At 63.7% G+C, this 7626-nt stretch carries 6 protein-coding genes and 2 pseudogenes; 3 read left to right on the plus strand and 5 right to left on the minus strand.

From position 1 onward, the window contains the following. Positions 1-86: 86 nt before the first annotated feature. The 3 genes from rpmA (at position 87) to proB (ending at position 3114) form a co-directional block, all read left to right on the plus strand. Complete coding sequence (gene rpmA / locus WBQ44_RS11980) at positions 87-350, plus strand: 50S ribosomal protein L27 (protein ID WP_072802495.1); 264 nt, start codon at positions 87-89, stop codon at positions 348-350. 172 nt (positions 351-522) lie between these two features. Beyond that, complete coding sequence (obgE, locus tag WBQ44_RS11985; RefSeq protein ID WP_495566910.1) at positions 523-1971, plus strand: GTPase ObgE; 1449 nt, start codon at positions 523-525, stop codon at positions 1969-1971. A 36-nt stretch (positions 1972-2007) separates the two neighbouring features. Then, positions 2008-3114, plus strand: coding sequence for a glutamate 5-kinase (gene proB, locus WBQ44_RS11990; protein ID WP_495566912.1), 1107 nt, complete (start codon positions 2008-2010; stop codon positions 3112-3114). Positions 3115-3121: 7 nt separating this feature from the next. On the opposite strand, the gene WBQ44_RS11995 is transcribed toward proB, so the two are convergent. The 5 genes and pseudogenes from WBQ44_RS11995 to WBQ44_RS12015 all read right to left on the minus strand — a co-directional run. Further along, positions 3122-3937 (minus strand): Sir2 family NAD-dependent protein deacetylase, encoded by an 816-nt coding sequence (locus WBQ44_RS11995; protein ID WP_495566913.1) that lies wholly within the window; start codon positions 3935-3937, stop codon positions 3122-3124. Positions 3938-4137: 200 nt separating this feature from the next. After that, entirely contained in the window at positions 4138-4536 is a 399-nt protein-coding gene (locus WBQ44_RS12000) for an ectoine synthase (RefSeq protein WP_495566911.1), read from the minus strand. 46 nt (positions 4537-4582) lie between these two features. Then, positions 4583-5857: a diaminobutyrate--2-oxoglutarate transaminase gene (ectB, locus tag WBQ44_RS12005; protein ID WP_495566914.1), complete on the minus strand. Its 1275-nt coding sequence runs from the start codon at positions 5855-5857 to the stop codon at positions 4583-4585. Positions 5858-5905: 48 nt separating this feature from the next. Further along, positions 5906-6406, minus strand: a pseudogene (ectA, locus tag WBQ44_RS12010) (diaminobutyrate acetyltransferase); the annotation flags it as partial. A 196-nt stretch (positions 6407-6602) separates the two neighbouring features. After that, positions 6603-7626, minus strand: a pseudogene (locus WBQ44_RS12015) (recombinase RecQ); the annotation flags it as partial.

Below are 7626 nucleotides of genomic sequence, written 5' to 3' on the forward strand. Positions count from 1 at the left end.
GTCCTCAAGGTCACCGGCATCAAGTAACCAGGTCTATTCGGACCCGCGTTCTCTCAAGCTGATTCACCCCGAGGAGGGTATGCAACATGGCACATAAGAAGGGTGCATCAAGCTCCCGTAACGGTCGCGATTCAAATGCTCAGCGCCTCGGCGTCAAGCGTTTCGGTGGCCAGACGGTCAGCGCAGGCGAGATCCTGGTTCGTCAGCGTGGCACGCACTTCCATCCCGGCGTCAACGTCGGCCGCGGCGGCGACGACACTCTGTTCGCCCTGTCCGCAGGTGCCGTCGAGTTCGGCGCCAAGCGCGGACGCAAGACCGTGAACATCGTTCCGGTCGCAGTCGAGGCCTAGTCCGAAACTGCTTCACTGCGTCGGAGGTAAGTCCTTCACCGGGCACTACCGACGCACCCCATGCTTGTCGACAAGGGCGGACCAGGGTCAAAAACCCGGTCCGCCCTTATCGTGTTTGTCGGGCATCGAACATTTCGGTCTCACAGGGGCCGAGGAAGGATCGAAGGCAGCCATGTCACGATTTATAGACCGCGTAGTACTGCACGTCAGCGCAGGAAAAGGCGGCAACGGCTGTTCTTCGGTTCACCGTGAAAAGTTCAAGCCACTCGGCGGACCCGACGGTGGCAACGGCGGTCAAGGTGGCGGCGTCGTCTTCGTCGTGGACAGCAGTGTCCACACCCTCCTCGATTTCCATTTTCACTCCCACGCCAAGGCCAGTAACGGCACGCAGGGAATGGGCGGCAACCGAGAGGGTGCCAACGGAGAAGACCTGATCCTCAAGGTCCCCGACGGCACCGTCGTGCTGGACAAGGACGGGCGCATCCTCGCCGACATGATCGGAGAGGGCACGCGGTTCGACGCCGCACCAGGCGGTCGTGGAGGGCTCGGAAACGCAGCGCTCGCATCGAAAGCTCGTCGTGCACCCGGTTTCGCGCTACTCGGAGAAGAGGGCATCGAGCGCGATCTGGTGCTGGAACTCAAATCCGTCGCCGATATCGGCCTCGTCGGCTTCCCCTCTGCCGGCAAGTCTTCGCTCGTGTCGGTGTTGTCTGCGGCGAAACCCAAGATCGCGGATTACCCGTTCACTACGCTCGTGCCCAACCTCGGGGTGGTCTCGAGCGGAGACACGACGTACACGGTGGCAGACGTGCCCGGTCTCATCCCGGGTGCGAGTCAGGGCAAGGGCCTCGGCCTCGACTTCCTGCGCCATCTCGAGCGCACTGCAGTTCTGGCTCACGTCGTCGATTGCGCCACACTCGATCCCGGGCGCGACCCGGTCTCCGACGTCGATGCGCTCGAAGCCGAACTCGCGGCCTACAAGCCCGCCATGCTGGGAGATGCGAGCCTCGGTGACCTTGCGGACCGCCCACGGATCGTCGTGCTCAACAAGGCCGACATCCCCGAGGCGGCCGAACTCGCCGAGATGGTGACGCCCGAGTTCGAGTCCCGCGGCTGGCCGGTCTTCACCATCTCCGCGGTGACCCGCGAGGGGCTCAAGCCGCTCATCTACGCGCTCGGCAAGATGGTCCAGGACTACCGCATCGCGAATCCGCCCGCTGAGCCGCGTCGCCCCGTTCTGCGGCCCGTCGCGCGAAACGAAGAAGGCTTCCAGGTCATCAAGGACCCCGACATTCCCGGTGGATTCGTCGTGCTCGGCACGCGTCCGGAGCGATGGGTGCGGCAAACGCAGTTCAACAACGACGAAGCCGTCGGGTACCTCGCCGACCGGTTGGCCCGCCTGGGCGTCGAGGATGCATTGATCAAACTGGGGGCGCAGCCCGGTGCTTCGGTGACCATCGGCGACGTCTCGTTCGATTGGGAGCCGCAGACCCCCGCCGGTGTCGAAGTCACCCGAACAGGGCGCGGTACCGACGTGAGGCTCGACCAGGTCGACCGAATCGGTGCCGACGAACGCAAGCATGCCCGTCGAGTTCGACGTGGGCTCGACGGCGAAGAGTGAGGCACCGTGCCGGCTGAATCCGATTCTGCTGCATTGATTTCCGCTACCAGGTCCACGGTGGCCGGTGCGAAGCGGATCGTCGTCAAGATCGGGTCGTCGGCACTGACCTCACTCGTCGGCGGCCTCGACGATGTACGTCTCGACCTCCTGGCCGACGCGGTCGAAGCGCGTATGCGTGCGGGCACCGACGTCGTCGTGGTGTCCTCCGGTGCAATCGGCGCGGGAATCGCGCCGCTCGGGTTGACCAGGCGCCCGCAGGATCTCGCGACCAAGCAAGCGGCGGCGAGCGTCGGGCAGCTGGCTCTCGCGCATGCGTGGGGTACGTCGTTCGGACGCTACGGGCGCACGGTCGGTCAGGTTTTGCTCACTGCCGAGGACATCGCGCGCCGCACCAATCACCGCAACGCGCAACGGACCTTGGATCGGCTGCGCTCTCTCGGGGCCGTTGCGATCGTCAACGAGAACGACACGGTGGCGACCGCCGAGATCAGGTTCGGCGACAACGACCGTCTCGCCGCCCTGGTGGCCCATCTGGTCGGTGCGGACGCTCTGGTGTTGCTGTCGGACGTGGACGGTCTCTACGACGGTGATCCCCGCAAGGGACACGCTGTGCTCATTCGGGAGGTCGACAGCCCCGAAGATCTCGACGGTGTGGTCGCCGGCTCCGGTGGAGCTCTGGGCACCGGGGGAATGGCCTCCAAATTGTCCGCGGCGCGCCTCGCGGCGGATGCCGGGGTTCCGGTACTTCTGGCCGCGGCGGCGGACGCGCGGCTCGCTCTGACGACCGCCGAGGTAGGAACGGCGTTCGCGGCTCGCCCGGCGAGATTGTCGGCAAGAAGGTTCTGGGTCCGTCACGCGGCGGACGTTCAGGGCGATTTGCACCTCGACGCCGGTGCGGTTCGTGCTGTCGTGGACAAGAGACGGTCGCTGCTGTCGGCGGGGATCACCGGCATTGCCGGCCGCTTCTACGGCGGAGACGTCGTCTCGCTCCGAGGTCCCGACGCCGAAGTGGTAGCGCGGGGAGTGGTGGCCTACGACGCGTCCGAGCTGACGGGCATGCTCGGCAAGTCCAGTGCCGATCTGTCGCCGGAACTGCAGCGTCCGGTGGTGCACGCGGACGATCTGGTGCCGGTCACGCCGTAGCCGAGGGCTACCGCCTCCGGCGCGGTAAGGCGTCGACGAGGGCGGTGAGTGTCTCGGAACAACCCGCACCACTGACAAGGGCCGCGAACTCGTCGCCTCGGGTGACACCGCGGTTGACGATGACAATGGGCTTCGACGCCTTGGCCGCTCGGCGCACGAAGCGAAGGCCCGACATGACGGTCAAGGACGAGCCAAGTACGAGAACGGCGCCGGCGTCGTCCACGAGGTCGAACGCTTCCGCGACGCGTGGTTTGGGCACACTCTCGCCGAAATAGACGATGTCGGGCTTCAGGACGCCACCACAACTGTCGCAGTCGGCCATTCTGAAGTGGGCCGTACTGGAGATGACGGCGTCGGCGTCGGGTGCGATCTCGACCCCGTCCGCGGGCGCGACGCTTTCCAGAAAGCCCGGGTTCAGTTTCTCGAGTCGCTGCGCGAGCGTGAAGCGAGAAATCAGCCCGCCGCAGTCGAGGCAGCGGACTCGGGCGTAGACGCCGTGGAGGTCGATGACGCGTCGACTGCCTGCCTTCGTGTGCAGCATGTCGACGTTCTGCGTGATCACTCCGCTGACGATGCCTCGACGTTCGAGTTCGGCCAACGCGCGGTGTCCCGAGTTGGGCCGAGCGGCGTCCATGTGACGCCAACCGACGTGGTTACGCGCCCAGTAGTGACGCCGGAACTCGTCGTCGCCGATGAACTGCTGGAAGGTCATGGGGTTGCGCGGCGGCGAGTCGGGCCCCCGGTAGTCGGGGATGCCCGAATCCGTCGACATTCCGGCGCCCGTGACGACGGCGATTCGCGTGTTGGCGAGCAGTCCGACCAGGTGGTCGAGGACCTCGAGGCCAGGACGCGAAGAGGCCGCATCGGCGCGAACGGACTCGGGGTCGGTGGGGTAGGGACGAACAGGTGAAGCCACGCCGTCCAGATTAGCGCTCGGTAGAAGATGCGCTGGTCAAGTGCTGGGTAAGACGACTCTGCCCCGCACAGCGATTGCTGTGCGGGGCAGAGTTCGTGGCGCTTGTATCAGGCGGGTACTTCGACCAGCGGGTACACACCGTTCTCGTCGTGGACTTCGTTGCCCACCACTGGAGGGTTGAACACGCACAGCATGCGCATCTTCGTGCGAGGTTCCACCGTGTGGCGCTCGTTGCCATTGAGGAGGTACATCGAACCGGGGCCGAGTTCGTATGTTTCGCCCGTTTCCCGGTCGGTCAGCGTGCCTACGCCTTCGATGAGCCACACCGCTTCGATGTGGTTGGCGTAGTGGAAGTTGTTCACCGTTCCGGCCTCGATAGTGGTCTCGTGAAACGAGAAGCCGACCTTGTCGCCACCGAGAACGATGCGCTTACTGCGCCAGTTGCCGTCTTCGCTCGAGATGTCGCGCTCGGTTCCGGTGATTTCCTGCGTGGTACGTACGATCATGAAAGTTTCTCCCCTCGTCGAAGCGTTTCTACTCGCGGAGAGTAGTTCAGGAGCAGGCCTTCGTCACCGCAGCAGCGATGATGTCGAGTCCACGGTCGAGTTCGTCGCGGGTCGTCGTGAGCGGCGGGAGCAGCTTGACAACCTCGTCCGACGGTCCGGCGGTCTCCACGAGGAGGCCTTCGTCGTAACAAAGGCCGGCCACCTTGCCTGCCATCTCCGCGTCGTCGAACACGAGGGCCTGGACCATGCCGCGGCCGCGTGTGGAGACACCGTCAAAGTCGGCGCACAGCTTCATGAACCGGTCCTGGATGTGCTCGCCCTTGGCCAGGATTTCCTTCTCGAACTTGTCGTCGGACCAGTAGGTGTCGATGGCCTTCTTCGACGTGACGAACGAGGGGTTGAAGCCACGGAACGTGCCGTTGTGCTCACCGGGCCCCCAGACGTCGAGTTCGGGCTTGAACAGCGTCAGGGCCATCGGCATGCCGTATCCGCCGATCGACTTCGAGAGCGTGACGATGTCGGGAACGATGCCCGCTTCTTCGAACGAGAAGAATTGGCCGGTGCGTCCACAGCCCATCTGGACGTCGTCGACGATGAGCAGTATTTCGCGACGCGAGCACAGTTCTGCCAGGGCGCGTAACCATTCGGGACGCGCGATGTTGATGCCGCCCTCGCCCTGAATCGTTTCGACGATGACCGCTGCAGGGCGGTTGAAGCCACTGCCCGAGTCGTCGAGGACGCGTTCGAACCACTGGAAGTCTTCGGTCACGCCGCCAAAGTAGTTGTCGTACGGCATCGGCGTGGTGTGCACCAGCGGAATTCCGGCGCCAGCTCGCTTCATCGAATTGCCGGTGACCGACAACGCGCCGAGTGTCATGCCGTGGAATGCATTGGTGAAGTTGATGATTGCCGCGCGACCGGTGACCTTGCGGGCGAGCTTGAGTGCTGCCTCGACGGTGTTGGTGCCTGTGGGACCGGGGAACTGGACTTTGTAGTCCAACCCACGGGGATCGAGAATGTTCTTCTTGAACGACTCGAGAAACTCGCGTTTCGCGACGGTCGACATGTCCAGGCTGTGCGTGATGCCGTCGCTCTGGATGTACTCGACGAGTGCGTCCTTGAGGATGTCGTTGTTGTGACCGTAATTCAGTGCGCCTGCGCCACCGAAGAAGTCGAGGTATTCCCGGCCGTCCTCGTCCACGAGGGTCGAGTTCTTCGCGGTCTTGAACACAGCGGGCCACTGACGGCTGTAGCTGCGGACGGCGGACTCGATAGTCTCGAAGACGTCAGGCTTCTCTGTGGTACTGATCTTTTCGGACATGTTCTGCTTGTTCCTTTCGTTTGTGCGCACAGCGGCGGGCCCTACTGTGTAGAGCTCCTCTGCCTCGTGGCTATCAGGGAAATCGTTGGGCGCGAACAAATCTGATTTTCTTATATCGGTCCCTCGTGTTCGGGCGAGGGCCGTGAACAGCGCAATCGACGCTTCGTTGTCGGGGCTGATCGTTGTTTCCAGGTGTGTGATGCCCTGGGGAGTGAGGCGTTCGAGCAGTTCACCGAGCATCCGCCCTGCGAGGCCCTTGCCACGCTGATCGGCGTCGACCGCTACCTGCCACACGAAAAAGGTTGTGGGCGAATCCTGTCGGATGTATCCGGTGACGAACCCGACCGCTCGACCGTCGATGTCGGACACGACCGACGTGGCAGCGAAATCCCTGCACCACAGAACGTACGAGTAACTCGAATTGAGATCGAGTACTTTCGAATCTCTCGCGATTTCCCAGAGCCGGACTCCGTCGGAAATCTTGGGACTACGAAACTTCACTGCGTCCGGCGCAGTGACTGGGGTTGTTCTCAGCTGTGCGGGCTTCATAGGAAGTACAAACGTAACAAGGTCACCGGGCCTTTTCACGTGTCGATGCGGGTTTGAAAATAAAAAGGCCGCTTCTGTGCAGGTGACAGCGCGGATGTGATCTTCGTCACAATGGGCACGCCCGGGATGACAAGCGGTTCGATTGGTGGGAAAAGCATCGCCGCTGGCTGGAGTTGATCAGGGTGAACTTGTCGTTCTATTTCGGAGTGGCCAACGCGAACGGCAACACCGCGTCGACGCCTGCCCGACGAAGCGCCACCGACACACAGGTGAACCTCCATCCGGTGTCGGTGACCGAATCGATCAGCAGAACGGGACCATCCGTGTGGACGGGTTCGGGGATGTCCCACGAATCGACGAGGCCTGCCACGCGGAACGCCGAGTTCGCGGCCGTCACCGACGGGTGATCGGGTCGTTGGCGCAGAATGCCCAGGTCGGTGAGCTTCCCGACTCTCGCCAATTCGCGCGCGATCGAGTGAACGAGCATGGGATGCGAATCCGACTCGAGTGCCAGGACGGCGGTGGGGCGCTTCTTCCAGTCCCATGACGCCAGAACCTTGATGCACCCTTCGAGGAGGGCCGGGGTCGCTTCGGCGTCCGGCCCGTCCAGGACAGCGCGCAGACGGGCGCCCCAGCCGAGGTCGGTGAGCCTGCCGAGAACACGCCCTGGCTCGGGACCGTCGGCGATCTTGCCGGAGAGCGAGACACCCAGCTTCTTCATTCCGCTGGGCCACTGCTTGCGCGGAGGTAGATCGATTCCTGGCCTGTCGAACCGCGCTCGGGCCGTCTCGACGGCATCGGCGTCGACGTCCGAGGAGTAAGTCTGACCTGTGCAGTTGTCGCAGCGCCCACATCGGTCCGAACTCGTTCCGAGGTCCGGATCGTCGAGTTGACGCCGCAAGAACTCCATCCGACAGCCGTCGGTGCTCTGGTAGTCGATCATCGCCTGCTGTTCGGCGTCTCTGGCTTGCTCGAGCCGCTCGTAGCGGTCGGCGTCGTATGTCCAGGGGTTGCCCGTCGTGATCCACCCACCACGTACGCGTTGCACGGCCCCATCCACGTCGAGCACCTTGAGCACCATCTCCAACCGGCTCCGGTTCAGATCGACCAGAGGCTCCAGCGCAGGCGTCGACTGTGGTTTGACGGGATCCAGTGCGTCGATGACCTGCCGGACGACCTGCTCACGCGGGAACGCCACAGAGGCGAAATAACTCCAGATC

Origin of the sequence: Rhodococcus sp. (in: high G+C Gram-positive bacteria), assembly GCF_049591685.1 — a bacterium.
Taxonomy (GTDB): Bacteria; Actinomycetota; Actinomycetes; order Mycobacteriales; family Mycobacteriaceae; genus Rhodococcoides.